Here is a 23648-nt window from a genome sequence, read left to right on the forward strand (position 1 = left end):
GCGCTTTCGCCTGGATGTGCTGAGCGGGTTCGGCGGGCCCGAAGATGACGGCGTCACCGCGCCTCGCTCGTGCTCCCCCGACGCCGACGGGGTACCGGCAGCCAGCCATCCTCGAGCGCCCGCTTATACAGATCCATTTTCGTGGGCGCAGGTCTCCCGATCTCCGCGTACTTCCGGCGAATCCTCGTGATGTAGTCGTTGACGGTGTCGACCGAGAGATTCATTCGCCGCGCGACTGTTGCCGCTTTCTCGCCGGCGGCATACAGCGCGAGTACTTGTTGCTGGCGTTCCGGGAGCCGCACTTCAGTTTCGCCACCTTCAGCGTCGAGTGATGCGGTCCATTCCGCATCGACACTCATGAGCGGCTTGTCCGCAGCCGCCAACCGAATAGCATCAAGCGCCACCTCTGGGGTGTCGGACTTCAGGATCACTCCGAACGCGCCCCACCTTGCCGCCGATCTGATCAGGTACCGGTCATCCCCGGATGTCAAGAGCACTATTTTGATCGAACGTTGCTGCAGTGCACCGAAGTCTGACCGCATTGCGGGTCCGTCCGCGAAGCGCAGATCCACGATGACGAGGTCGAGTGCGTAGTTCGTTTTGAGCAGCGATGACACCGTGGGGGCTATCGCGACGAGGTTCAGGTCGGACTCGTTCGAGAACAGAACTGACAGCCCGATGGCGTATATCTGCTGATCTTCGACCAAACCTATCCGGTGCACGCGGCTGCGCGATGAGGTCGCGCTTGTCTCCGCTAATAGAGACTCTGACTCTCGGGGATGCGTGTCAATCATGAGGGTTTCTCCCGGGCACAACAGTAGAAGAGCGCTTAGGGAACGAAATAGGCGATGAGGGTGGCCGTGAGAAGGCCATGGCCACAGGACGATTCCACCAGCGTGCAAGTTCGCGTTCTGCCGTACCGCAAGGCGCACATGGCGAGTCCTTCAGCGAGCGAGGCGGTTTCCCGGAATCCGGGCTCAACCTGGGGCTAGTGTCCCTCTACTATCCTCGCACCATGCCGAAGATTTAACAATAGCTGTCTTGAAACTTTGAGACACTCTGTCCCAGCGCGGCCAGCCTAGAACCTCAAGCCCCTCACCCAGCCACAATCTCAAACGGCAACGACCCCGTCGCCTGGATCCAGTCGGGCCCGGTGACCGTCGTCGTGATGGTGTAGGTGCCGGGCGTACTCAGCGTGAGTTCCCCGCGCATTCGCCCGGTGCATGATGCGCTGCGGTCGATGTGCGAGTATCCGCCGGGACCGGTGACTTCGGTGATCACCATGCATTTTTCGCCCGTGACTTTGCCGGATGCACCTGACGATTCCCAGCGGAACACCACTGATGCCGTCCCGTAGGTGGTTGCCTGGTACATGTCTGGCCCGATCGTGTGGCCTTTGCCCGCACGCACTGTCGTGATGACAACTCTCGAGACCGCTGGCGCCGGAGGCTTTATGACTGGTTGTGTTGTCGGCGGAACAGGTTCGCTGGTGTACTCGGCGACGGGCGGAGCGGCCGCCTCGGGTAGGGGGTTTTGAATCGGCGCTGGCGCCACGTTCCGCGGTTGCACTCGATCGGGCACGACGACGGGCACACGGGTCACTTCGGTGACAACGACGGGCACACGTGTCACGTCAGGCACGACCGTGACCTCGGGGACCACGACAGCGACCCGCGTCTCCTCGGTGATAACCACCGGCGACCCGGTTACTTCGGGTACGACGACTGGTGACGCTGTCACATCTGGCAGCACGACGGCGACGCGCGTCACCTCAGGCACGACGATAGGGACGCGTGTTTCCTCAGGCACAACGGCAGGTGGCGCCGCGGTCGTGATGGGCGGCACGAGTTCCGGGACGGTCTCCGGCCCCACCTGCTGCGCTTGCGCCCGGTCGGCGTCGTCGTCAGCGACTCGGAACAGCATGACGATCAGACCGATCCCCACAACGACCGTTGCTACGAGAAGCCATGCCGTCCTAGTCATCTGAACCCTCCCGCGTCAACACTGGCGTGGCGCCTTCCCTGCGCAATGTGAGGTCGTAATACAGCAGCAAAACCACAGCGACGTAGAACGCCCAGCCAGCTCCAATCAAGAACAAGCCGAGGCCGAACGTCACGGCGTAGCCGACGATGAATGCGCACCACATCAGGGCTAAGGCCACTACCTGAATGCCCAGGGACCGCCACCACGACCCCTGAATTAGCTGGTCTGAGCGGCGCATTGCGTTCAGCGTCGTCGCGCCCTCCAGCAGAATGATCGGGATCGCCAGCGAATACCGCACCACCAGCCACACCGTAAAAGCCCAGCCCACTGGAACAAACAGAAGAAGAATCGGAACCGTCACGAGGACCACACCGCCGACGACATAAGGCGCCAGCGTAAGAACGCCATAGACCACCATGAACCCGGCCAGACGCGGGGCCGACGCGATGATTGTGTCGCGCGTTGATCGCGTGGCGATGGCCTTCCCGCGGATCGCAGGCGCAGAAACGACAACCACGGCGGTGGCTATCACCGCGAACGCTGCGAGCTCGATGGCGAAAATCAGCAGAAACAGCAACACGATCAGCGAGAAGAAACTCCCCGCGCTCACATCGATGCTGCTGATTATCCGTATGCCGAGTGCCGCTGTGGCGCCAAACCACAACAGCGTCATCACAGCCGAAACCGCGGCCGGGAATCCGATAAGCCACCCTGGCTGCGCCTTCATGAGGCGCGCTGCCCCAGCGATAATGTCTTCAAGCCGCAAGGGCCGCGGCGGAATGATCTCGCCAGGCCCCGCCGATGGCAGACCCGACGCGAGCCACAGTTTTGCGTGATCTGCACCCGGCGATGCTGCATCCGGCACAGAGTTTGCAGGCTTAGCAGATCGCGACGTACGCACTTGCGCCGTCCACGCCGCACCATTCCAGAATCGTTCAACGCCTTGCTGACCGGATGGATCCGGGTACCAGCCGGGGCGAGCTGAGTTGGATGCAGACACCGCCACTCCCCTTCGCTCCAATATTTGTCGCGCGTAAGGACTGTGAGATACCGGCTCCTACATCGCCTTTGGCCTCAATCTACGACGATTGGCGACCTAGCAGAATCCGCATCTTTCGTGCCCCCAAAGCTGGGGGCGCAGACCACCGAACCCGCTACTTGCCTGCTCCTTCAGCGTGTGGGCGCGAGGTCAGCGCCTCGTCGATTTCGGGGTCACCGAGACTTCGTAGCCAAGCAATCAGCTCGTGGTAGGCGGATGGGTTCGCCGCCACTGTGGGACGCAGGTCGGGGCGTGCTCGCGCGATCCTCGTGAGTTCCCGCCTGGACGTGTGCGGGTCGGACGCTGCGGCACGCTCAGCATCCGGCTCGGCCGCATCCGGCTCGGCAGCGGCGAGTGCCGTCGATCTGGAGCTTGGAAACAAAGCCATGCCCGCATACAGGTCACGGATCGGAGGTGCGAACAGAATCACGACCGCGACCATGACCATGAGACCGATCATCGCGTAATCCATCGTCACGAGGCGTCCAGCGCCGCCTACCGCGTCCGCAGCAACAATCCTGCCCAAAGCCATCAGGAGTGCTCCCGCCGCACAAACAAATGCGACGTGACGCTGCGGACGCGGATCCGCTCCCACGCCGTACCGAGCCTTTAGGCTGGCCATCCCGGCGACTGCGAGTAGACCTGTCGCAAATCCGAAGGCCGCCAGAACCGTTGACTGCGGCAGAGTCAGAACACCAGGTCCCAATAGGTATCCAACGTCCAATAGTTCGAGCAGGACGAAGAGGGTTCCCCTTCCGAAGCTCCACACCGCGACGAGCGCGAACATATATCGGCACGCCACCAGCCACACATAACCGCGATGCCCCTCCCCAATGACGCTCGGCGACCTCACCAGAACTGCGACGGCCATAGCTCCCGCAACCGCCCATAGCGGCATCGCGTAATACGAGCTGCTCAGGAAATATTCGATCCCCTTCGATCCCGATGACGCGCGCAGAAGCCCCGCGAACAACACGGCGCCGGAAACGCACGCTAAGGCCACACACCACGGCGCCGGATCCCACCGCATACCGATCACCGCCATCATCGCGAGGATGATTCCGGGAAGGGAGACGGCCGCGACGCCGACGATCGCGTACAGCGAGTCCGCAGCAAACGAACTGGCCGCCGTCATTCCGGCGCTCGAGTTGAGCACGACGGACGTCACCGCGAGCAGCGCTGACAACCCGCACAGCACGAGAGCACACGTCATCACAGTCTGCATTGGAGCTAAGGGCCCGTTGATGTTTCGCGACGGAACGCCCTGCGGGTGACGCCAATAGATGGCGAGCGTTCCGCCAGCCAGCGCGAACCACACTCCCGGCCCGACCCCCTTGCTCCAGACAGAGGCGTCGACCAGCACGAGCAGCGCACGAACAACGTCGACAACGAGAACCGCGGTCGCTGTCAGCAAGTACGCGGCAACCCCCATCGTTCTAAACATCGAGTGAGCGCTGCGACGCGGTGAAGCGGCATCCACACCTGCCTGCGCCAGGTATGGCCACGCCACCCCAGTGATCGCCAGCAGGGTGGTGAGCCAGATGACGGCGGCGAGGTCCGGCGCAACGCTGAGCCGGACCCTCGCCAGTTCTTGGTTCCACGGCAACAACAGCGCGGTTAGCATCAGGACGATCGCGGCACCGTCGCACAGCACGTGTGCGCGCGGTGCACGCGCCACCTCGGAACCGACTGTCCCCGCTCGCGCGCGGAGCGTTTCGAGGTCCGGCCACGGCGAGGGCTGGTCTGCCGATTCCGACGGCCGATCGAGGGGCAGCCGGGACTGCTCGATATGCCGGTAGGAACCAGTGTCGCGATCGTCAACACGGGAGTCCGGTGAGGGAGGCAGCCAATGTGCTGACACTTCGGCGATATCCAGGTCACCGGCGCGACGCCCGGCCGACCGCGAGTCGCACCACTTCACGGTCTTCTGCGAAGCCGCGAGAAACAGGGTGACGATCGGGAAGGCCACCGCGAGTAGGGTAAGCCATCCCACGTACGCGATCGCGATCCCGAACACTTCGTCGAATCCTGGGGCATCGCTGAACGCCGCGCGGAAGCTCCGCGCGAGTTGAAACGAAGCCAAAAGAGTCACGGCATGGTTGACGAGCACGACAACGCACCCGTAGATGATCATCGTCCGGCCAGATCGCTTCTTCTGAAGCAGCGCAGCTGCGCCTACCAGCAGGAGTACAGCGGTGAGCACATTGGACACCTGCCCGACGACAACCGCCGCTTGCCACCAGTCAAGCCCGCCGAGCCCAAAACCTGAGATTGCCAGAGCTGCTTCCCAACCGATATCCGCAACGAGGTCGAGGAACGCTCCCACGCCGAGCGCGGCGACCCCCCCGCCGAGTATCGCCAGCACCGCCGCAGCGATCGCCGTCGCTCCACTCGGCTGCGACGCGGGAACGTAACGCGAAGCCATTATTCAGCCCTCTTTCGGCCTTGTCAGCGATAACGCGTGGTGCCAGCCGATCCGCGGTGCGCGCTGATCAGTTTGGCGTAGCAATGTTCCATTTCGATTCCGCGATCGTGACACCATCCGATCGCCGGTCCGGAGTCCTCGAATGTGAGCCCCGCGACCGTCACCCACCACCCTTTGAGGTCGAACACAGGCCACTCGTCGGTGTACAGAAGCCGCACCTCGGGATACAGGATGCGCAGTTCAAGGTGCTGCCGGAGAATCTCCTGTGCGCTCCAATGCACCATCGTGCCGTCGATGTCCGTCGCGTCGAGCCCGTACCGCTTCGAGGAAACCTGCGGCACCCATTTCCCTTCCAGACTCTCCGCGACGAATGGCCGGTCCGCGTTGGCCAGCGCGCGCAACGCATCGATCGCAGCCTGTTCGCTGTCGATGCCTGGCGGTTCCGCAGCGCGAGCGGCTGACAACTTCAGCGCGTCGCCGGTGGTTTCCGTCGTGACTTCGCCGGACACTGGACCGTGACTCGTCCCCTCATCGAGACACTCGACGGACTGCCTGAACGTGGCTCGCGACGAATCAACACCGGTGGAATCACCCACCATGATCGGCAGCCGCCAGAACGACCGAATTGGGAAGGCGAACTCCCTGACGACGTGCGCGTCCGATGCTGCTCCAGCCCTGCCCGAGGACCCATTGCGCGGCGGCAGATACAACGGCGCCCCAGAGAAGTCGAACATTCCAGACGCCACCGCAGCGCCCTCATCGAACACCGAAACGCGCAGCGCATCCGTCGAAACGATGTCGCCGCTACCGCACGCCGAGACGACCTGCATGGTCACGATCAGCTCGTTGCCGTTGGTGCGGAAGTCGAGCGGAGTCATCTCCGGCGCCTGGTCGCATCGGGTGACCACCAGCTGGTCGGGCTGCGAGCTGGAGGCTCGCTCTTCCAGCCCGACTCCAGCGTTCTGGGGCGGACGCGCGGGCCCGCCCGTTGGCGGATAAAACACGAGTTCGTGCTCGTTCACGATGACGAAACCCATGCCCGCTGGCTTGAGAACTGCCCATCCTTCGACGCTCCGCGTCTGCCACTCCTGCACACCGGTCCGCAAGTTGTACGCCGAGTAGATGCCCGACGAGGCGCTGGTCGGCTCATAACCGATGACGCGTTCACCATCGGACGCGACCGGCACGAACAATCGCGAAACGCCAGTCCTCCACAACAACTCCCCGGTGTGGAGTGAGTAGCCAAACATGTGATCGGCGATGCCGACTGAGTCCCGGCTCCCAAGCACAAGATCACCGACAACGGTGTGGAGGGTGACGCCGCTGTCTACCGACCAGACAAGCTCACCGGTAGCGAAATCGTATGCGTTGTTGCCGAGTACCAACGGGCCACCACCAGCGCGGTCCGGCACAAGAACGGACGCAGGCCGCTGCCCTGGGCCGAACACGACGTTCGTGTGGCCACCGGTACTCGCGACGGTGTGCATGCGCGGATCGAAGATCCCCTGATCCCACTGACATTCGGTTCCCACGACGCCTTGGTGGGGGTAGAGGTAAGGATCGTCGAGTACCTGAGGAGTCAGCGCCTCGCCCGTTTCTACCGCCACCGATGCGCCGTGGTGACCACCCCACAGCCGGGCAATGCCCCCCGCTACCGTGAAACCACTGCCACCGCCTGGGCGACACTTTCCCATCCGGAACTCTTGCCGCCAGTCTTCGGTGACATCAGCGACCTCCCCCTTCGCGATCCACATCGTCTCTGTCGTCGAACCAGCGACGAATACGGCGGCGTTGTAGACATCGACGTATCGCGCGTCCGGAACACGCTGGGTGCGCACGACTTGCCCGTCAGACAAGCGATAGAATCGGACCTCCGATACGTCCGGCCCCTCCCCGGGCGCCCGCGCTGGCGCGACGCACGGAACTAGTCCGTCGATCGATGTGGTCGCGCACTCCTGCACCAGAAAGCTGACATCATCGACGCGCCACCGAACAGCGCCAGTTGCCGCGTCGATCGCCACTAAGGCGTTGGAGCGGAACTCGGGATCCTGCAAAGAAACGAGTAGCGTGCCATCGAGATCGCGCACCTCGGGGCCAGTCATCATCCCCAGTCCGCCCAAGCTCACCCCGGGTTCGAGATCGTCCGACCGCACCGTCCAAGCCCGCGTAGGCTCCGTCGGGTAGGTGCCGCGCAGCTGCGCTGCCGCATACTCGTCCGTCCCGCTTCCGAGACCGTCCCGCACGACGACAATCGCGCCTGCGCTCAGCACAACTGCAACCACGCTGAGCGCCAGCAAAAGCCACGGCATTCGTGGCCATGGGGCGGTGGGTGGCGGAGGTGCAGGCCAGGACGGTCTCGCCGGATGATCCCGGTCCTGAGGATCCGGCGTCGGTCCATTTCCCGACAGCATGACGGCGAACCTACGGCACCGGGTATGCGCCCACAATCTCTCAAACAGCCGACATTGAGCCCGCAAAATGTGGACCCCAGCGCTGGGGGCGTCAAACTTGTGGATTCCTGTCAGACCCAAGTAGCTCTAGCGTTTCCCGTAGCAGTCACGCGGAAGCACCTCAGGAGCGACGTTGCAGGGCGCTCAACAGCTTTCAGTCCCGAACCGCGCGACCGCATCTCCGGAACTTCTTATCAAAGGAACACCCATGAAAACGCTCATTCGTACCAGCGCCGTATCTGCAATACTCGCGTCATCGATACTGCTGACAGGTCCGCTGGCGAACGCTCAAGATCTCTCGTCAACGCTGTCAATCGGCAGCATCGAGTTGATGTCGAACCTCCCGTATTACGGGTATTCCCCGTACTACTGGGGCTACGGATATGGGTACGTGCCGCAGGTGTTCGACCTTGGAGGTTTGGCGATCGGAGAGGGCGCAGGTATTGCGAGGGACGCGATCACCACAATTCCCCAGCTCCTTCCCTGGTAGACGGGACTGTGCGGACCCGCTGGGGCTCCCCCTAAGCTCCAGCCTCAGCGGGCTCCACCACTCCCTCGCTCGCCCCGACCCGGCCCTGCGGATCAACTTCGATCAGCCGCTCCCCTTCGGTGTCTTGCACTAACACGGTCGCAAGCACTTCTCGTCCAGGTGGGTGAACTCGGGCGGTAATGCTCCCCGAACGCGCCCGCTCGAGCGCGGCGCACAGCTGAGCGCGGACCGTCTGTATGTAGTGTTCCGGTTGCGCTTCTGCGCCCCCGTCGTCAAGAAGTGTCACCGTGACACCGCGTTGGCGCGCCGCTCGGGCAAGTTCGATAACTCGCTCATCCACAAGGGCGCTGCCCCGGATCCGGTCGCGAAGCTGAGCATCGAGGAGCAGGCACTCAGCTTGTTCCTCGAGCGTCAACTCGGCTCCGGAGGCAATGCGTTCCATAATCGGACGCACCAAGCGGTCAACTTCTGCAAGGCCACGGTCTCGTTCATCGCTGGCCGCGAGCGCCGCCGCTTGCTGCGCGGCACGCTGGTTGGCCTCGTCACAAAGGACGACGATCGCGCGCGCGACGGGACGGACCTTGTAGGCAAAGAATGTGGCCATCAAAAGTGGAACAAGGTTCATCGCCGTCAATGCGAAGCCCACCACGACGCCCTGTCCCGTCATAGATGCCCACGCAATGACGGTCAACGTCTGAATGAGCATGCCAGCCCATGCGCAGCCGACAGCGCCACGGACACACATGAACACCAAGTAGGCAACCAGGAAGGGGTGGAACCATAACTGGCCCGCATGGGCAACGGGGACTGGCAGCTGACTGAGAACGAGTACTGACGCTATCGGCGCAGTGAATGCCAATGCGATCGCAGATTGGAGGGGAAGTGGGTCTCCGGGCAGTAGCATGACTCCAGCGACCGCACCGCTGAGGAGAACCCACGCCACGACGATGATCCATACGTGCCGGATCCCGTCGGTGCTGTTCAGCGCCTGGGCCAACTGAACTGCGCAGAATACAACTGCCAGCATCCGACCGAAAGTAGTGCGCATCCCGGTGGCGTCCCTGACATCCCACCTGCGTCCAGCAGCGAGGGTGCTCCGTTGAGCAGTCATGCGATGTTCCACCTCATCGACACCAGTGTTCCGCGCCCTCGTGCCGACTCAACGTACGAGCTGCCGCCCTCCAGTTGGGCGAAGCGATCCCTGATGCTTCCCCGCAAGCCCAGTCTGTGCGCAGGCACCGATTTCGTCTCAAAGCCAGCCCCATCATCGACGACGTCGACTCTGATTCCGGGCCCGACCAGCGCGCGAACCTCACAGTTCGCTCCCAGTCCAGCGTGACGCTGCACGTTCCGTAGAGATTCCGCGACGCCCGCCGAGAACGCCTGGGTGACATGCGCCGGAATCTGAACCATGTGGCCCTGCGGCTCAGTTGTCACGACTAGCCGCGCGCTATCCTCGATTTCCGACACCGTGGCGCGCAAGCTGGTGAGGAATTGGTGTGGACTCATCGCCTCTATATGCCCGTCGTCCTCCCGAGCTCGTTTGAGTTCCCCGAGCGATGACGACGCTTGGCGCGCGAGCTCAGCGCAGTTCTGTGTCCTTGCCGCAGCGATCAGCGTCGCCATGACGCCGTCATGTATTAACGCGTTGACGCGCCTCCGCTCTGCGGTCCGGGCTTCGGTTACCGAAGTCTGAACCGCCTGAACTCGCGCGGCACGCGCCGTCGCATCGAGCAAGCGCCCAGACCGAACGAGCGCGAACACGGCTGCAGCAAACAGGAGGGAAAACAGCACTCCGCCGACGAGAACCGAGGCAAGCGGCTCGTCTCCCTCCTGCCAGCGCGCCGTGTAACCGGTGTATGTTCCTAGCGGGGTCACCAGCGCCACATACACGAGGACCGAACTCAAGCGCCAGATGATTGCCCCCGCCACCGCCGCGAGGCCCGGGAAGTAGCTAATCCACGTGCCCGTCTCGGTTGGCAGCCGCTCCCCTGTCCACGTCAGCAGCCAGCTCACAGAGGCCAGCACGTTGATCACCGCGTACAGATTGATGGTGCGCTTCAGTGCTCTGTAGCTGCCCCACCTACTGACAGGAATCAGTGCGATCGAGGTGCCGAACATCAAAACCACAAACAGCGGAGTCCACCACCACGGATTAAGTGAAACCTGCGACATCACGAGCGGAACCATCGTTGCGGCGTAGAACACCGCACCCCATCCGATGAACTGCGCAAAGCTCCGCGCTAGTTTCTCAGCTGAGCCCCGCTCGGCATCTCCTTGCACGTTTAGCCTCCGTCATGGGAGCGCGTGCGGCGTTTTCGCGGCAGCGGCAACCACCCATCTTCGAGAGCACGTTTATAGAGGTCCATCTTCGTCGGGGCCGGCCTGCCGACTTCGGCGTATTTGCGTCGTATCCGGCCGAGATAGTCGTTGACGGTCTCGACGGAGAGGTTGGTTCTCCGTGCCACGCTTGCCGCCTTCTCGCCCGACGCGTACAGCGCAAGCACTTCCCGTTGCCGGTCTGTCAATTGAACGTCGTGGAGTTCGGGGTCGCTGTCGATGGCTGCAGCCCAATCGATGGTCACGACTGGTCGTCCTGCTGCGGCTTCACGAATCGCATCGAGGGCGACCGCGGGCGGTTCGGATTTGAGGACGACTCCGAGCACTCCTCCTTTGGCCGCCGACCGGATCAGGTAGCGATCGTCACCGGAAGTCAGCACCAGCACATTCAGTCCGTGCTCATGGAGTGTGACGACATTAGCGCGCGAGCCCTGGGTTTGGCCCACCTGCGTCACGGCAACGGCGCCGCCCGTATGACAGTCTCTAAGAAAGCGCAGGTTGAGAGCAATGTCCGGTTCCCTGCAAACGTGGATGGACTTTGGATGGACTTCCCGAATCGCATTGCTGCCTGCAGGTTTTTTGTTCGACGATGTCTTCATTCCGATGTCGTTATTCCGACGACACCCGGCAGGGCCTTCCGGGTCCCCTCAACTAGGAGTTGCTCATGATGATGTCTACCGTGCACCGATACCACCATCCTCCGCCGCTGCCGCGACCGTCGCTGTCTCGACGCGAAGTGGAGGTTCTGCGGACGTGGTTTGCGTGCGACTCGAAGTCCGAAGTGGGTGTTCGGCTCCACGTCTCCCTCGGGACGATCAACACGCACCTCGGGCGTATACGGGCGAAGTACAGTGCGGTCGGTCGCGCTGCACCGACGAAAGCGTCACTCGTTGCCCGGGCTCTCCAAGACGGCATCGTGGATATAGAAGAACTCTGATTGCCATAAATTTCCCTTTACGTGTAAAGGGGATGAAAGTCGTTTAGCGTATTCGTCGTGAAGGCCGATGCCACCGATCCATCAACTGTTGAGAACCGGCTCGATCTAGGCGCGGCCCTGACCGCGCTGCGCGAGGAAGCCGGGCTCACCGTTCGTGAGGTCGCCGACAAATCCCGCGTTCCGTACGGGACGACGTCAGGCTGGTTTTCTGGACAGCATGTCCCAACTAAAGCGATGCAGGACGGGTTCTTTGGTGTGCTCAACACGCTTGGCGTCACCGACTCAGCGTCCAGACGCACGTGGTGGGACGCCGTGGCACGGGCGCGCCGCACTCCCGGGCGCGGCAGCAAAGAAATCACCGTCCCTTACAAAGGTCTCGACAGCTTCACTGAGGCCGATGCGCAGTGGTACTTCGGACGCAACGCTCTTGTTTCCTCCGCTATTGAACAACTCGTTTCGAGACCGCACGTTCCGCTTGTCATTATTGGGCCGTCCGGCTCTGGTAAATCGTCGCTGATTCGTGCGGGGATCGCAGCGACGATTCAAAGCGGCAAAGCCGGGATTAACGGTGCGGTGTTGCATGTGATCACTCCGGGGCAGCATCCTTATGCCACGCTAAATGATGTAGGTATTTCGAAGGACAATAGGAACGCAATTCTTTGCATCGACCAGTTTGAAGAAGTCTGGTCCCAGTGCAATGACGCTCACGAGCGTAGGCAGTTCCTGAAGAAACTCTTATCGTATCCGCCGGAGGTTCGGCTGGTTATCGGTCTCCGCGCGGATTTCTACAGTCACGCGGTGGCCGAACCCTTGCTCGTCCGGGCCCTGAACGAAAATTCACTCGTCGTCGGGACCCTGTCGGCGGAAGAATTGCGCGCTGCGATCACCGAACCCGCGCACGTCGCCGGGTACATCATCGATGACGAACTTGTCCGCGTGCTGACCGATGACCTCGCGCCCCGCGACTCTCCTGCAACGCACGACGCGGGCGCACTCCCGCTACTTTCACACGCATTGCTGAGCACCTGTGCGTTGTCGAAGCGGAAACGTATGACGGTCGCCGATTACTACGCGACGGGCGGCATTAAGGAAGCCGTCCAGCAGACCGCCGACCGGGTATTCGACGGTCTGACACCCGCGCAGCAGACCGCGGCGCGGCGCGTATTTCAGCGGCTCGTCAGCACCGACGGTACGACGGAAACGCGACGTCGAGCACCCCTCACCGAGGTCCTTGACGTCGAGCGCCCGGACGACGTGCGGGAGGTGATCGAAGCCTTCACCGATCAGCGCATGCTCACCGTGACGCAAGACAGTGTCGAAGTAACGCACGAGGTTCTGCTGCGCGAATGGCCCCGGCTGCAGGGGTGGATCCAGGACAACAAGGACGGCCTCGTCGTGCATCGCCGTCTCACGTCCGCCGCACAGGTGTGGGTCGATTCGGACCGCGATAGAAGCGCTCTGCTGGGCGCCGGACGGCTCGAAGTGTTCGGGCAGTGGGCCCGCACCGACGACCACGAACGCGACCTCAACAATCTGGAACGCGAATACCTGGCCGCCAGCGCGGCACACCATCACGAGCTTGCCGAAGCGGAACGCCAGCGCCGCCGCAAGCTCCATCGGCTCAACGTCACTCTCGCCGTCATCGCCGTCATCGCCGTGGTGGCCGCACTCGGGGCTGTCGGCGCCGGCGTGTACGCCAACAACCAGCGCCAGTCCGCCGAGCTCAGCCGCAACGAGGCGCTCTCCCGCCAAGTAGCTCTCGAGTCCCGGCTCATGCGTGCTGACTCCCCCGAGCTCGCCGCCCAACTAGCTCTGGCCGCGTATCGCATCTTCCCAACGACGGAGGCGACCACGGCGCTGATGGACGCGACAGCGGTGGGGACCCCCACGCGACTGGTGCACAGCCCCGGATCGATGGGCGTGGCAATCAGTCCTGACGGTTCGATGCTGGTGACGTCGACGGCAGACGGGATCGCACGGATCTACCAACTGACCGCTGAAGGCGCGCCTGTGCTGACCGCGGAGTTCGCTTCCGAGGCTGAACGACATGTCTCGTTCGCTGTTGCCTTCACCCCTGACAGTTCCCTCGTGGCGCTGGGCGGGAGTGACGGCGTCGAGCTGTGGGGAGTCGACGGGTCTGCGCCCGAATTCGTCACAGCGCTGGACACCGACGGCGACTCCATCCACGCTGTCGCGGTCAGCCCGGACGGCCAGATGCTCGCGGCGGGCACACCCGACGGCGGAGTGCTTCGCTGGGACATCACCAACCTGCAGCAGCCTGTCAGCCTCCCACCCGTTGACGTCGACGCCCCGCTCTCGATAGCGGCTTCGGCGATCGCCTTTACGGACGACGGCCAGTTTATGGCGACGTCCGCTGCCGACAGTCAAGTGAAGCTGTGGGATGTCAGCGATCCAGCATCGGAACCGAGCGAAGTCGCGAGCGTTCCCCTTGACGGTGACGGCGCTATCGTCGCTATGGGCCTAGCGTTCAGCCCGGACGGACGGTTTCTCGCAGCAGCGACAAGCGCCACCGATGTCCAGCGATGGGACATCAGCAACCTTGACGCACCTCTCGTGCTCGAGTCCTTTTCGGGTTTCGACAGCTGGGTGAACGACGTTGCGTTCACTCGCGACGGCCGTCATCTTGCGGTCGGGAGTTCGGACCAGACCGCGCAGATACGTGACTGGAGCGACGGCGCTATCGTCTCGAGTTTCCAGACCCCCGGCCTGGTCACGTCAGTTGCCTTCACACCCGATGAGCAGACACTCATCGCAGGTGCGAGCGACGGCATCGCACGGCTCTGGCAAGTACCCGGGCCAGTGGTTGAAGGAATCACCGGCGTGGTCTTCCAGATGCGCTACAACAACGAGCGGGACAGGATAATCGTCACCGCGGGGCGCGGTGATCGCGCGGTGCACGTCTTCGACGTCCAGGATCCCGCGAAGCCAGCGCGGCTCAGCCGGGTCGAAGTCGACGAGCACAGCGCCGCAGGCGACGTTTCCGCCGACGGCGAGTTCCTCGCGGCGGGCACCCTCGAGGGTGACATCCTGCTGTTCGACCTGGGAGATGGGCACACACCCCGGCAGGTCGGCCAGCTCAGTAACAACGGCGACTCACTCATCCCTTCGCTCGCCGTTGCCCCGGATAAGTCACTGGTCGCCGCACCGTCATACGCCGGCGCGTACGTCTTCGTCTGGGATGTCCGTGACCCCGAAGCTCCCCAGGAACTTCCTGACCTCGACCTGGGCGGTGGCCACGGCGAAATGATCGACTTCAGCCCGAATGGGAAACTCCTCGCCGCAGGCTCGTCTGCCAGTGAGTTCAAACTGTGGCGTGTCATCGACACAACCAACTTTGAGCCCGCACGGGGCGACTTCGGAACGTTCAGCGGATCAGTGCCCGCTGTGAAGTTCAACCACGACAGCACCATGCTCGCCGTAGCGGGCGGGGGTGGCGACAACATCATCCGGCTGTACGGCGTAGAGGACCCAGATGACGTCACCATTCTCGCGACTCTCACAGGTCCGCGCTCTGAGGTCACGTCCCTCGACTTCAGTCCTGATGGGCGCGCTCTGTCCGCGACAGCGGGAGAGAACATCTGGCTCTGGGACGTCACCGACCCTGCTGACGTGTCGTTGATCGGCACTCCGGCCGCCTATGAGGGCCGGGTGAATGACGCCGTGTTCATTGGCGATGGAAGCCGCCTCGCGGCCTCGGGCTGGTCGTACCACGTCAAGGTATGGAGCACCGACCCTGAGGCCGCCGCGGCCGATATCTGCCGCCAGCGCGGCACCCCGATCAGTGCCGATGAGTGGGACCAGTACGTCGAGGGCGCGGAGCAGTTCGAACTGTGTGATTGACACGTGCCGAGAAGCGCACCATCGAAACGGCCTCGGTTTCGGTGGGTCCTTGCAACACCTGGATTTTGGCGATTACGTCACCGAGTTCCACAGTCAGGCAAGGGCCGCGACACGATCTCCCGCGCCTCCTCGCTGGAAAGACCGAACATGCGCAGCATGTTTCTGGCCACTTCGTCGGCAGTCTGGTCGATTTCCATGCCCGAGCGGCCTTCCATGATGTGCAGGGCACCGAGGATCGCGCCACCGGTGCAGGCCAGTGCGACCACCGGATCTTCGACGTCGAAGCGGTCGGCGTCTAGGGCGTGCTGAATGTCGCGGAGCGCCCGCGGCGCCAATCCAGTGCTTGACTTCAGGTAGGCAGGCCCTGTGTTGGTGATGATTTGCGCGAGCTGCTGATGTGTGCGAAAGAGCCGGACAGTGAGCCGGACACCCGCGGCGAACACTTCAGCTGGGTCTTCGATGCCTTGGGTGACCTGGTCGACCAACGCGCCGTGCTCTTCGAGCGTTTCCGCCACTGCGGCATCGAACAATTCTGCCTTCGTGGTGAAGTGATTGTAGAAGGATCCGAAACCGACGTCAGCGAGGTCAGTGATCTCCTGGATGCTCGCTTCCGTCCCGCCGTCGCGGGCGAGTAGTGTGCGCGCGGCCGCGATCAGAGCGGCTCGCGTCCGCGCCTTGCGCCGCTCGAGTCGATTCACGGCAACTGGCTCAGTCATGCACTCCACGCTAACACAAAACTGATTCTTTCATCAGTCTTGAGAGTTGTTGACAACTAGCCTCCCGTAACTGATGCTGTCATCAGTACCGCGGAAGGAATCGGATATGACCATACCAACCAAGGACGTTCACGAGGGGCTGCACAGCGAGCAGGGCGCCGTGCGTGGAGACCGCGTGCACAAGGCCAAAAACCCGGTAATCAAAGTCGAAGATCTCGCGTGGCTAGAGTTCGAGAAGCCCGACCTCGACGCGGCTGAACGCTTCGCGCACGACTTCGGCTTCATCACCGCCGCCCGCACCGCGGACACGCTCTATCTGCGCGGCGCGCTCGCCGGAACACACTGCGTCGTCATCCGCCAGGGCGAGAAGTCGCGCTTCGTCGGCCCGGCCTTCAAGGCGGCCGACATCGCTGACGTGCACAGACTTGCCCGGGCGGCGAATACATCGGCCTACACGCTGCCGAGTCCAGGTGGTGGTGTCGGCGTCGATCTCCTCGATCCGTCCGGGATCCCGCTCCGCGTTGTCGCCGGCGTCGAGGAACTCCCCGAGCTTCCGATCCTCCAGCGGAAGCTCATCTTCAACACCAACGGTGAGCTGAACCGCGTCAACGCCACTCAGCGGCCGCCGCGTGAACCGGCGCGGGTCGAGCGACTGGGCCACGTCGTGCTCGAATCCACGAACTTCAACAAGGCACTCGACTGGTACCAGCAGAAACTCGGCCTGATCGTCAGCGACTTTCTCTACTTCCCCGGTCAGCGTGACCAAGGGCCCACGATGGCGTTCATCCGCTGCGACCGCGGCAGCACCCCGGCCGACCACCACACCCTCGCGATGACGCTCGGACCCGGCCGCAAGTACATCCACTCCGCGTTCCAGGTCGCCGATCTCGATGCACTCGCCGCGGGCAGTGAGTACTTGAAGGAAAACCGCTACAAGCACTCGTGGGGCATCGGGCGCCACATCGAAGGCAGCCAACTATTCGACTACTGGCGCGATCCGGACGGCTTCCTCGTCGAACACTTCACTGACGGCGACATGTTCGACAACACCGTCGAACCGGGCTGGGCCGAGATGTCAGCCAGCAGACTCTCGCAGTGGGGTCCGGCCGTCACCCGTGACTTCCTCGAAGCCAACCCGTCTCCGCACTTCATCAAGCAGATCGCGTCGGCACTCGCCGACCGCGACAACGAATTCACCGCCCGGCGCCTGCTGGGCCTTGCGAAAGTAGCCCTGAAATGAGCAACAACCTGATCCGGTACAGCGACGGCTGGGGTGTCGTCCGCGGCACCGACATACTCCCGCTGCCAAGCACCTACGAGACCACTGCAGAGGTTCTCAGCGAGGGGGTCAAGGCCGCCCGCGAGGTGCTGGCCAACCCTAAAGCCAAAGGAATTCCACTCGCGGACGTCACACCGTTGAATCCCCTGCCTGGCGCACGGGTGCATTGCCAGGGCGCGAACTACCGGTCGCACATGATTGAGTCCGGCATGGATCCGAACCGGGCGTTCAACATGCTGTTCACCAAATCAACCGCCTCGATGTGCGGCGCCGAAGACGACATCGTCCGCCCGCCGCATGTGCAATTGCTCGACTACGAAGTCGAACTCGGGATCGTTGTTGGTAAGCCGATCACGGAACCGGTAACCGTGACGCCGCAGAACCTAGCCGAATACGTCGGCGCCTTCGTGGTCGCGAACGATGTCAGCGCCAGGGACATCCAGTTGCCGCAAGGCCAGTGGTACAAGGGCAAGAGTTACCGCACCTTCTGCCCGGTCGGACCCTACCTGTGTGTACCGGAGAACGCTGACGAGGTCGCCCGCTGGGCGGAACTGCGGCTCACGCTGTCAGTCAACGGCACCAAGCGGCAGGACGCGCTCGCCGACGACATGGTGTTCAAGCCCGCAGCAACCCTCACCGAATTCTCCCAGCTTGAGAACTTCGAGATAGGTGACCTGATCCTCACCGGCACGCCGGGTGGTGTCGCCCTGCAGCCGCCGAAAGCAATCGCGCAGAAGGTCGGTGGACTGCTCCCTGAAGACACCAAATGGCAGATCTTCATCAAAGGACAAGCCAAACGCAGCGCGTATCTCAAGCCCGGCGACCGGGTCGTAACTTCGATCCGCACCGACGATGGCGCGCTCGACCTCGGAACTCAGCACAACACGGTTCGGTAAACGACATGCTGTACATCCCAGCCGTGGTGATTGGGGCCGGCCCCACCGGTGCTAGCGCCGCGATCATGCTCGGCCAGCGCAACATTCAGACACTGGTACTCGAACGCTGGCCGGAGGTTTACCCCCTCCCCCGCGCCGTCCACTTCGACGACGAGATCTTCCGGATCTTCGCCGCGATGGACCTCGAAGATGACGTGAATGCGATCTCCCGGCCAGCGCCTGGTATGCGCCTCACGGACGCCCGGCATCGCGTTCTTACCGATCTTCGCCGCGAGCGTCAGATTCATGGTTACCCCCAAGCAAACATGTTCGATCAACCCGACCTCGAAGGTGTGCTGCGCAAAGCGCTCGACAAGTACCCCTCGGTCGAGTTCCGCGGCGGCGTTGAGGTCTTCGCAGTCGTACAAGCACCCGGGGGCCCTGGGGCCGTGCGCGTTCGGTACCGCGAAGGCGACACCGAACATGAGGTCTGGACCGATGCAGTACTCGGCTGCGATGGCGCAAACAGCCTGACTCGCGGTGTGGTCGGCGCCAAGATGGAGAACTTCCGCTTTCAGCAGCAATGGCTGGTCGTCGACATTGCCACCACGGAACCGCTCGATGTCTACGACGGAGTCCAGCAGGTATGCGACAGTGACCGCGCGGCAACATTCATGCCGATAACTCCCGAGCGCTACCGTTGGGAGTTCCGACTCAAGGCAGGCGAGCGCCCGGAGGATTTCACCCATGATCGGGTGCTACAACTGACCCGGCATTGGCTCGAAGGCATCGACTTGGAGAAGGTCACCTTCCTGCGCCAGACCTGCTACACGTTCCGCGGTGTCGTCGCCGACAAGTGGCAGCGAGGCCGGGTGTTCTTGCTCGGAGACGCGGCACATCAGACCCCGCCCTTTATCGGTCAAGGCCTGTGCGCCGGTATACGCGACGTTGCGAACCTCGTCTGGAAGCTCGCCCTCGTACTGGACGGCACGGCTGACGATCGGATTCTCGGCACCTACGAGGCGGAACGCCGACCGTACGCCCGCCGCGTTGTACAACTGGCGATCGTCGTCGGCGCCGCGATGACCGGCGGTCCGGCGCAATTCAACTCGGCACGCAACGGCGCGATCCGCGCGGTCACTCGGCTAACCGGCGGCGAGGACGAGTTCGTCGCCGCGCTGTGGCCCACCTTTGGCAAGGGCCCACTCGTTCACCATGGCGGCCGAGGCAAACGGACCGGCGATGTCTTCGCTCAGCCAGTCATCGGCGGTCAACGCCTCGATGCACTGATCGGACTGAATTGGGCGATCATCTATCGCGGCGCGGACCGCACGGCCGCCTTCGACGCCGAGACCCGTAGTTTCTTCGAATCACTGGGCCTGTCAGTTGTTCGAGTCGGTGCTGACGACACTGAAGCACAGGCACTACTCGACTTCTACCGCGCCGATGCCGTGCTGATTCGCCCGGACCGCATCGTCGCGGCCGCCGCTGGCTCCCCCGACCTGCGAACGTGGCAGCGGCAGCTCGCCGCGGCCGGCATCAACCCGACGACCGTCAAGGAATTCCGATGACGACTCAAGCACCGCCCCTGGCCCACTCATCAACCGCCGCACTGTTTCTCGAACAGTGTCACCGTTCGGCCGACCGTGAGGCATTTCGCACTCCCGCAGAAGACGGCAAGTGGCGTTCGCTCACATGGGCCGATACAGAATTGCGGGCGCGGGAACTCGCCGCTGGGCTCCTCGCTCTCGGTGTTCAGCGCGAGCAGCGGGCAGCGATCGCTGCGACAACCAGGCTCGAATGGGTGCTGGCCGATGTGGCGGTGGCACTGGCCGCCGCCGCAACCACCACCGTCTATCCGAGCACCAACGCCGACGATGTCGACTACATTCTCCGTGACTGCGGAGCCGTCGTTGTGTTCGCTGAAGACGAGACACAGCTAGCGAAGTTGCGCAGCGGCCGCAAGTTCGTCGGCGACGTCACGCACGTCGTGCTGTTCGACGGCGCCGGCGATGGTGACAGGGTGCTGTCGCTCGGCCAACTCGCGGAACTCGGCCGCGATCACCTCAGCGAACACCCAGACCTCGTCGACCAGGCAGTCGCCGGGATCACGCCCGACAGCCTCGCGACGATTGTCTACACCTCCGGCACCACCGGACGTCCCAAAGGCGTTGAACTCACGCACCGCAACTGGCTCTACCTCGGGGCGGCGGTCGCCTCGGAGAACGTCATCCGGCACGATCACGTGCAGTTCCTGTGGCTGCCGCTGTCCCACGTGTTCGGCAAGCTACTGCTCGCCGCGCAGTATGAGGTCGGTTTCATCACCGCCATCGACGGCCGCATCGACCGCATCGTGGACAACATCGGACTCATCCAGCCGTCCTTCATGGCCGCTGCGCCGCGCGTCTTCGAGAAGATCTACAGCCGCGTCGTCTCCACCACCGAGAGCGAGGGCGGACTCAAGGCCAAGATCTTCGCGTGGGCGTTCAAGGTCGGCATCGACGCGGTGCGTCGCAAGGCTGCGGGCAAAGTCGTCCCGCCGTGGCGGGCCGCGCAACTGGCCATCGCTGATCGCCTGGTGTTCAGCAAGATTCGCGCACGCTTTGGCGGCAACCTCGAATACCTCGTTTCGGGGAGCGCCGCTCTTCCGCCGCGGATCGCCGAGTGGTTCGCGGCCGCGGGTCTGCCGATTCTGGAAGGTTACGGACTCACCGAAACCACAGGCGCTTCCTTCGTCAACCGGCCCGGCAACGTCAAGATCGGCACAGTCGGGCAACCATTCCCGGGTACTGAAGTACGTATCGCCGATGATGGCGAGATACTGCTGCGCGGCCCGGGCGTCATGCGCGGCTACCACAATCTCCCCGATAAGACCGCCGAGGTGATCGACAGCGACGGCTGGTTCGCCACCGGTGACATCGGCGAACTCGATGATGAGAATTTCCTCGCGATCACCGACCGCAAGAAGGACCTGTTTAAAACCAGCGGCGGCAAGTACATCGCGCCAACGGCGATCGAATCTGCGATCAAGGCCGAATGCCCGATGATCTCGAACGCAATAGTCGTCGCCGACGGCCGCAACTTCGCGAGTGTGCTGCTGACCCTCGACCCCGACGCCATCGGCCAGGCCGCGGACGCCGAGGCAACGATCACCGGTGCACTCAAGAAGGTCAACGCGGGACTGAACAAGTGGGAGACGGTCAAGCAATACCGCATCCTCCCCCGCGAACTCACTGTCGAAAGCGGTGAACTGACGCCGAGCCTGAAGGTGAAGCGTCCCGTGGTCATGCGTAACTACGCCTCGCTCATCGACGACATCTACTCAGGAAAACGCGCATGACGACCACACACAGCGCCGCGGCTAACCTTGTCCGCCGGGCCGGATTGGCGATCGTTCGCCGCCACAACCAGCATGAGTTGCACGTCGACTCGCCGTTGCCATCCGCACCGGCACTGCTGGTGAGCAACCACGGACACGGGGGAATCACCGACCTCAACGTCTGCGCCCTCGGCGCCACACTCGACGAACTAGGTGTTAGCGACAGCGTCGTCTTCCTGACCCACCAGATTGCCTGGACACTGGGCTTTGGCAGGATCGCCGAGCGACTGGGATGCCGACCGGCCAGCAAAGAGTCGGCCGACGAAGCCTTCGCTGCCCGACAGTATGTCGCCGTCTTTCCCGGCGGTGACGTCGATGCGGCCAAACCGTACCAGGAGCGCCATCGCATCAAGTTCGGTGGACGAAGCGGCTACGCGCGGCTCGCGATGAAACACGAGGTCCCGGTCGTACCCGTGGTCACGGCCGGTGCTGGCAACTCCTTGTTCGTGCTGTCCGACGGGCAGAAACTGGCGAAGGCACTCTCCCTCCCCCGCCTCCTGCGCGTGAAAACGCTGCCGGTGACACTGTCGATTCCCTGGGGGTTGACGATCGGAATCACCACGATCCTCCCGTACCTGCCACTGCCCGTGAAGATCACCACAGCGGTGCTTCCGGCGATGCACCCCGAAGCGGGTGAAAGGCCTGAAGACTTCGCCGCCCGGGTGGAGCAGGCGATGCAGGCACGCCTCGATGGATTGGTCCGATGAAGAGTCTCAGTGTCCCTTCGGTTGACATCGACCTGTACAGCAATGCCACGCTGAAGAATCCGCAGCCCGTCTACCGGCAGATACGCGACACTGGTCCACTCGTGTGGCTGCCCCGGCATCGAATGTGGGCGATGGGCCGGTTCGACGATGTGCGCGAAGCGTTGCGCGACGATACGACCTACCTCAGTAAACAAGGTGTCGCGGCCAACCCGATTGCCAACGCGCTCGGGCGATACACCACACTCTCCAGTGACAGTTCAACCCACCTGACGCGCCGCATGATCCTGATGCGGTCGCTGACATCGCGGGCGCTTTCACCGTCCGCGGACGTGTTCGCGGCTGAAGCCGTGGAGACGGTCGAACGGTTACTCGAGCAGGACTCTTTCGACGGCGTCGCAGACTTCTCCGCCCGGCTCCCTGTGCAGGCGGTCGCGGAACTTGTCGGCGTCAAGGTCACTCCGCACCATATGCTGCGATGGGCCGGGGCAACTTTTGACGGGCTCGGTCCGGCTAACCTGCGGTCACTGTCAACCTTTCATCGCTCGCTCGCTCTGTACCTGTACACGCTGCGTCTGAACCGTGCGGCCGTGAAGCCTGGCAGCTGGGCGTCCTCGATCTTCGACGCAGCCGATCGCGGCGAAATCTCCACGATCGAAGCCAAGAACATGATCATCGACTTCGTGGCACCCAGCCTGGACACCACGATTCTTGCTACAGCACAGCTGCTCTGGAGTTTGGGAACAGTGCCCGGTGTCTGGCGGCAGTTGCGCGAAGATCCCAGCCTCGTCCCGACAGCGGTCGTGGAGGCCGTTCGACTGGCATCTCCAATTCGCGGGTTCACTCGAATGGTCGCGCAGAACACCGAACTGCACGGCATCCGACTCGACCGGGGAGAGCGAGTGGTCCTGCTCTACGCCGCGGGCAACATGGACGAACGCCACTTCGACCAGCCCGAAAGATTCACGTTGAACCGGCGCGGAAGCAACCTCGGCTGGGGTCACGGCATCCACACCTGCGTCGGCATGCAACTGTCGAAACTCGAGATGCAGACCCTCCTGCACGCCATGCTCCCGCGGGTCGACACGATCACCGTCAGCGATCCAGTACCTGTACTGAACAACACCCTCCAGGGCTTCGCCTCGTTCACCGCCCGATTCAACTGATACA

18 protein-coding genes are annotated in these 23648 nt (G+C 63.1%); 9 read left to right on the forward strand and 9 right to left on the reverse strand.

Annotated elements, in window-relative coordinates:
* Positions 1 to 53: 53 nt before the first annotated feature.
* From AS9A_RS13700 to AS9A_RS13720, 5 genes are all read right to left on the reverse strand, one after another.
* A complete protein-coding gene (locus tag AS9A_RS13700) occupies positions 54 to 794 on the reverse strand; it encodes a response regulator transcription factor (RefSeq protein ID WP_013807643.1) in 741 nt (246 codons plus the stop codon).
* 301 nt (positions 795 to 1095) lie between these two features.
* Positions 1096 to 1983 (reverse strand): hypothetical protein, encoded by an 888-nt coding sequence (locus tag AS9A_RS13705; RefSeq protein ID WP_013807644.1) that lies wholly within the window; start codon positions 1981 to 1983, stop codon positions 1096 to 1098.
* On the reverse strand, positions 1976 to 2983 hold the full coding sequence (locus AS9A_RS13710) for a DUF2510 domain-containing protein (RefSeq protein WP_158307370.1): 1008 nt from the start codon (positions 2981 to 2983) through the stop codon (positions 1976 to 1978). The genes AS9A_RS13705 and AS9A_RS13710 overlap by 8 nt, the downstream gene beginning before the upstream one ends.
* Positions 2984 to 3137: 154 nt before the next feature.
* Complete coding sequence (locus AS9A_RS13715) at positions 3138 to 5447, reverse strand: DUF7937 domain-containing protein (protein WP_013807646.1); 2310 nt, start codon at positions 5445 to 5447, stop codon at positions 3138 to 3140.
* A gap of 23 nt (positions 5448 to 5470) precedes the next feature.
* On the reverse strand, positions 5471 to 7858 hold the full coding sequence (locus tag AS9A_RS13720; protein ID WP_083826551.1) for an outer membrane protein assembly factor BamB family protein: 2388 nt from the start codon (positions 7856 to 7858) through the stop codon (positions 5471 to 5473).
* Positions 7859 to 8105: 247 nt separating this feature from the next.
* Here AS9A_RS13720 and AS9A_RS13725 point away from each other — a divergent pair, with 247 nt between their 5' ends.
* Positions 8106 to 8387, forward strand: a complete 282-nt coding sequence (locus AS9A_RS13725) for a hypothetical protein (RefSeq protein WP_013807648.1) — start codon at positions 8106 to 8108, stop codon at positions 8385 to 8387.
* A 31-nt stretch (positions 8388 to 8418) separates the two neighbouring features.
* Here AS9A_RS13725 and AS9A_RS13730 read toward each other — a convergent pair whose 3' ends face one another.
* From AS9A_RS13730 to AS9A_RS13740, 3 genes are read right to left on the reverse strand one after another with little or no spacing between them, the layout of a single operon-like run.
* Positions 8419 to 9498: a hypothetical protein gene (locus AS9A_RS13730; protein WP_013807649.1), complete on the reverse strand. Its 1080-nt coding sequence runs from the start codon at positions 9496 to 9498 to the stop codon at positions 8419 to 8421.
* Complete coding sequence (locus tag AS9A_RS13735; RefSeq protein ID WP_013807650.1) at positions 9495 to 10670, reverse strand: sensor histidine kinase; 1176 nt, start codon at positions 10668 to 10670, stop codon at positions 9495 to 9497. The genes AS9A_RS13730 and AS9A_RS13735 overlap by 4 nt, the downstream gene beginning before the upstream one ends.
* A gap of 2 nt (positions 10671 to 10672) precedes the next feature.
* Positions 10673 to 11326: a response regulator transcription factor gene (locus tag AS9A_RS13740; protein ID WP_013807651.1), complete on the reverse strand. Its 654-nt coding sequence runs from the start codon at positions 11324 to 11326 to the stop codon at positions 10673 to 10675.
* A 65-nt stretch (positions 11327 to 11391) separates the two neighbouring features.
* On the opposite strand from AS9A_RS13740, the gene AS9A_RS13745 reads away from it, so the two are divergent.
* Together AS9A_RS13745 and AS9A_RS13750 are read left to right on the forward strand one after the other, a co-directional pair.
* Positions 11392 to 11664 carry a LuxR C-terminal-related transcriptional regulator gene (locus AS9A_RS13745; RefSeq protein WP_013807652.1) on the forward strand — a complete coding sequence of 91 codons (273 nt, stop codon included), beginning with the start codon at positions 11392 to 11394 and terminating at the stop codon, positions 11662 to 11664.
* A gap of 57 nt (positions 11665 to 11721) precedes the next feature.
* Positions 11722 to 15525: an nSTAND1 domain-containing NTPase gene (locus AS9A_RS13750; RefSeq protein WP_013807653.1), complete on the forward strand. Its 3804-nt coding sequence runs from the start codon at positions 11722 to 11724 to the stop codon at positions 15523 to 15525.
* Between the two features lie 77 nt (positions 15526 to 15602).
* On the opposite strand, the gene AS9A_RS13755 is transcribed toward AS9A_RS13750, so the two are convergent.
* Complete coding sequence (locus AS9A_RS13755) at positions 15603 to 16241, reverse strand: TetR/AcrR family transcriptional regulator (RefSeq protein WP_013807654.1); 639 nt, start codon at positions 16239 to 16241, stop codon at positions 15603 to 15605.
* Between the two features lie 106 nt (positions 16242 to 16347).
* Between AS9A_RS13755 and AS9A_RS13760 the strand changes: the two genes are divergently transcribed.
* Genes AS9A_RS13760 through AS9A_RS13785 form a run of 6 tightly spaced genes read left to right on the forward strand, consistent with a single transcriptional unit; the run spans position 16348 to position 23644 of the window.
* The gene (locus tag AS9A_RS13760) at positions 16348 to 17481 is read left to right on the forward strand and encodes a VOC family protein (RefSeq protein WP_013807655.1); all 1134 of its coding nucleotides are present in this window, start codon (positions 16348 to 16350) and stop codon (positions 17479 to 17481) included.
* Positions 17478 to 18416, forward strand: coding sequence for a fumarylacetoacetate hydrolase family protein (locus AS9A_RS13765; protein WP_013807656.1), 939 nt, complete (start codon positions 17478 to 17480; stop codon positions 18414 to 18416). Before AS9A_RS13760 ends, AS9A_RS13765 begins: the two co-directional genes overlap by 4 nt.
* Positions 18417 to 18421: 5 nt before the next feature.
* Positions 18422 to 19966 (forward strand): bifunctional 3-(3-hydroxy-phenyl)propionate/3-hydroxycinnamic acid hydroxylase MhpA, encoded by a 1545-nt coding sequence (mhpA, locus tag AS9A_RS13770; RefSeq protein WP_013807657.1) that lies wholly within the window; start codon positions 18422 to 18424, stop codon positions 19964 to 19966.
* Positions 19963 to 21735, forward strand: coding sequence for an AMP-dependent synthetase/ligase (locus tag AS9A_RS13775; protein ID WP_013807658.1), 1773 nt, complete (start codon positions 19963 to 19965; stop codon positions 21733 to 21735). Before mhpA ends, AS9A_RS13775 begins: the two co-directional genes overlap by 4 nt.
* Positions 21732 to 22481 carry a 1-acyl-sn-glycerol-3-phosphate acyltransferase gene (locus tag AS9A_RS13780; protein WP_013807659.1) on the forward strand — a complete coding sequence of 250 codons (750 nt, stop codon included), beginning with the start codon at positions 21732 to 21734 and terminating at the stop codon, positions 22479 to 22481. Before AS9A_RS13775 ends, AS9A_RS13780 begins: the two co-directional genes overlap by 4 nt.
* Positions 22478 to 23644, forward strand: a complete 1167-nt coding sequence (locus tag AS9A_RS13785) for a cytochrome P450 (protein ID WP_013807660.1) — start codon at positions 22478 to 22480, stop codon at positions 23642 to 23644. Before AS9A_RS13780 ends, AS9A_RS13785 begins: the two co-directional genes overlap by 4 nt.
* The last annotated feature ends 4 nt before the right edge of the window (positions 23645 to 23648 follow it).

Origin of the sequence: Hoyosella subflava DQS3-9A1 (assembly GCF_000214175.1) — a bacterium.
Lineage (GTDB): Bacteria > Actinomycetota > Actinomycetes > Mycobacteriales > Mycobacteriaceae > Hoyosella > Hoyosella subflava.

Bases quoted from the DNA above. Each gene is read 5' to 3' on its own strand.
- AS9A_RS13700 (WP_013807643.1), bottom strand. From the start codon at position 794: ATGATTGACACGCATCCCCGAGAGTCAGAGTCTCTATTAGCGGAGACA.
- AS9A_RS13705 (WP_013807644.1), bottom strand. From the start codon at position 1,983: ATGACTAGGACGGCATGGCTTCTCGTAGCAACGGTCGTTGTGGGGATC.
- AS9A_RS13715 (WP_013807646.1), bottom strand. From the start codon at position 5,447: ATGGCTTCGCGTTACGTTCCCGCGTCGCAGCCGAGTGGAGCGACGGCG.
- AS9A_RS13720 (WP_083826551.1), bottom strand. From the start codon at position 7,858: ATGCTGTCGGGAAATGGACCGACGCCGGATCCTCAGGACCGGGATCAT.
- AS9A_RS13725 (WP_013807648.1), top strand. From the start codon at position 8,106: ATGAAAACGCTCATTCGTACCAGCGCCGTATCTGCAATACTCGCGTCA.
- AS9A_RS13730 (WP_013807649.1), bottom strand. From the start codon at position 9,498: ATGACTGCTCAACGGAGCACCCTCGCTGCTGGACGCAGGTGGGATGTC.
- AS9A_RS13740 (WP_013807651.1), bottom strand. From the start codon at position 11,326: ATGAAGACATCGTCGAACAAAAAACCTGCAGGCAGCAATGCGATTCGG.
- AS9A_RS13745 (WP_013807652.1), top strand. From the start codon at position 11,392: ATGATGATGTCTACCGTGCACCGATACCACCATCCTCCGCCGCTGCCG.
- AS9A_RS13755 (WP_013807654.1), bottom strand. From the start codon at position 16,241: ATGACTGAGCCAGTTGCCGTGAATCGACTCGAGCGGCGCAAGGCGCGG.
- AS9A_RS13760 (WP_013807655.1), top strand. From the start codon at position 16,348: ATGACCATACCAACCAAGGACGTTCACGAGGGGCTGCACAGCGAGCAG.
- AS9A_RS13765 (WP_013807656.1), top strand. From the start codon at position 17,478: ATGAGCAACAACCTGATCCGGTACAGCGACGGCTGGGGTGTCGTCCGC.
- mhpA (WP_013807657.1), top strand. From the start codon at position 18,422: ATGCTGTACATCCCAGCCGTGGTGATTGGGGCCGGCCCCACCGGTGCT.
- AS9A_RS13775 (WP_013807658.1), top strand. From the start codon at position 19,963: ATGACGACTCAAGCACCGCCCCTGGCCCACTCATCAACCGCCGCACTG.
- AS9A_RS13780 (WP_013807659.1), top strand. From the start codon at position 21,732: ATGACGACCACACACAGCGCCGCGGCTAACCTTGTCCGCCGGGCCGGA.
- AS9A_RS13785 (WP_013807660.1), top strand. From the start codon at position 22,478: ATGAAGAGTCTCAGTGTCCCTTCGGTTGACATCGACCTGTACAGCAAT.